This is a genomic window from Gordonibacter pamelaeae 7-10-1-b (genome assembly GCF_000210055.1).
Lineage (GTDB): Bacteria > Actinomycetota > Coriobacteriia > Coriobacteriales > Eggerthellaceae > Gordonibacter > Gordonibacter pamelaeae.
Window position 1 is genome coordinate 656285 of record NC_021021.1, and the last position, 1918, is coordinate 658202.

The window sequence follows — 1918 nt, forward strand, 5'->3', positions numbered from 1 at the left end:
GGCGACGGAGGGCGTGCCGCTCTTGCGCTCGCTCGGCTTCGCCACGGCCGCGCTCGCGCTCGCGGACGACGCGATCTACCTGCACGATGCGCGCCTGCGCGACTGCGAGCGCCTGGCGCTCGTGCTCGGCACCGAGGGCGACGGCCTGGCCGCCTCCACGATAGCCGCCAGCGACTACACCGTGAAGATCCCCATGGACCACGACGTGGACTCCCTCAACGTGGCCGCCGCCAGCGCCGTGGCCTTCTGGGAACTGCGCACGAAGTGGCGTTAGGCCATGCTCGATTTCCTGCTTTCCTTGCTGATCGACACGCCCCTGCCCACGTTGCGCAATAGAGATGGCGAAGTCCGCGTGTTCTGGATTGTCGTTGCGATCGCAGTCCCGTTCTTTGCCGTTGTGGCCCTGATCTTCGTGGCGCTTGCGCTCGCCGGCGGCCGCTGAGCGCCGCCTACTCCAAATCCAACCCGCTCATCACCTCCCGCATCGTCTCCGCGGATGCGTGCAGGCGGGCCAGCTCGTCGTCGGAGAGCGGGGTGGGCACCTGGTACTCGATGCCGTCCTTGCCCACGACCGCGGGCATGCTCAGCACCACGTCGTGCAGGCCGTGGACGCCGCGCTGGAAGTTCGACACGGGCAGGATGGGCTTCTCGTCGCGCACGATGGCCTCGCAGATGCGCTTCACCGACATGGCGATGCCGTAGTAGGTGGCCTTCTTCTTCGCGATGATCTCGTAGGCGCTGTTCTTCACGTCCTCCGCGATGCGCTGCATGGACTCGTCGTGGTCGAAATGGCCGCGCAGCTCGCAGAAGTCGTTCACGGGGATGCCGGAGACGTTCGCCGTGCTCCAGGCCGCGATCTCGCTGTCGCCGTGCTCGCCGATGATGCGCGCGTGCACGTTGCGCGGGTCCACGCCCAGATGCTCGCCGAGGATGTACTTGAAGCGCGCGGTGTCGAGCACGGTGCCCGACCCGATCACGCGGTTCTCCGGCATGCCCGACAGCTTGAGCGCCACGTGCGTGAGAATGTCCACCGGGTTCGACACCACCAGCAGGATGCCCTGGTAGTCGCGCTGCGCGATCTCGGGGATGATGGACTTGAAGATGCGCACGTTCTTGTGCACGAGGTCGAGGCGCGTCTCGCCGGGCTGCTGGTTCGCGCCGGCCGTGACGATGATGATGGCCGCGTCGGCCGCGTCGTCGTAGTCGCCCGCGTAGATGTTCATGGGGCCGGCGAAGGGCATGCCGTGCGCGATGTCGAGCGCCTCGCCCTCCGCGCGGTCGCGGTCGACGTCGATGAGCACCATCTCGGTGAACAGCTCGCTCTGCATGAGCGCGAACGCCGTGGCGGATCCCACGAACCCGCATCCGACGATGGCGACCTTCCGGTTGTTGGCAGTTTTGGCCATGTGAAGCCTTTCCCTAGCGTTACGGTAGCGTATTGGCTCGAACCTACTGCAACGACGCGTCGCCGTCAAGGCCTCAAGGATTTCGCCAGGGTTTCCCCGTTTGGCAAAGTGATGGCGATCGGGATGATGCGGCATCGCTTTCCGTATTAAAAAGAAACGGAAGAGGTTGGCTGCCCAACGCGGTTCTGCTCTGTTTCAATAGCAGGATGAATGTTTCAAAATGCTGCCGCCCGTCGAAATTCCCGTGGGGTTTGCGGTTCCCGGTGCGGCCGCCGCCGGGGGCGCGGCCGCTCTGCTATGATGCGGAGGTGTTTGGGAAAGGAATCGAGCGGGGGAGGGTCATTGGCAAGGTTATCGGTGGCGCCCAGGGCGAAGGACGACGGGCGCATCGCCGCCACTCTAGACAGATACGTGCGCCGTGTGACGGCCACGCCGCCGGGCACGTGCCCGGTCGTGGTGCAGCGGTCGCTTTTGCAGGCGGCTGCGGCGCAGACGTGCGGCAAGTGCGTGCC

Annotated in this window: 3 protein-coding genes; 2 read left to right on the plus strand and 1 reads right to left on the minus strand. The window is 65.7% G+C overall.

What is annotated here, in order from left to right; translation table 11 throughout:
• Positions 1-274, plus strand: a 274-nt coding sequence (locus tag GPA_RS03150) for an RNA methyltransferase (protein ID WP_167536591.1), incomplete at its 5' end; no start/stop codon positions are given.
• Positions 275-277: 3 nt separating this feature from the next.
• Positions 278-442 (plus strand): hypothetical protein, encoded by a 165-nt coding sequence (locus GPA_RS17880; RefSeq protein WP_015538905.1) that lies wholly within the window; start codon positions 278-280, stop codon positions 440-442.
• A gap of 7 nt (positions 443-449) precedes the next feature.
• Here GPA_RS17880 and GPA_RS03155 read toward each other — a convergent pair whose 3' ends face one another.
• The gene (locus tag GPA_RS03155) at positions 450-1406 is read right to left on the minus strand and encodes an L-lactate dehydrogenase (protein ID WP_015538906.1); all 957 of its coding nucleotides are present in this window, start codon (positions 1404-1406) and stop codon (positions 450-452) included.
• Positions 1407-1918: the final 512 nt, after the last annotated feature.

Bases quoted from the DNA above. Each gene is read 5' to 3' on its own strand.
- GPA_RS17880 (WP_015538905.1), top strand. From the start codon at position 278: ATGCTCGATTTCCTGCTTTCCTTGCTGATCGACACGCCCCTGCCCACG.
- GPA_RS03155 (WP_015538906.1), bottom strand. From the start codon at position 1,406: ATGGCCAAAACTGCCAACAACCGGAAGGTCGCCATCGTCGGATGCGGG.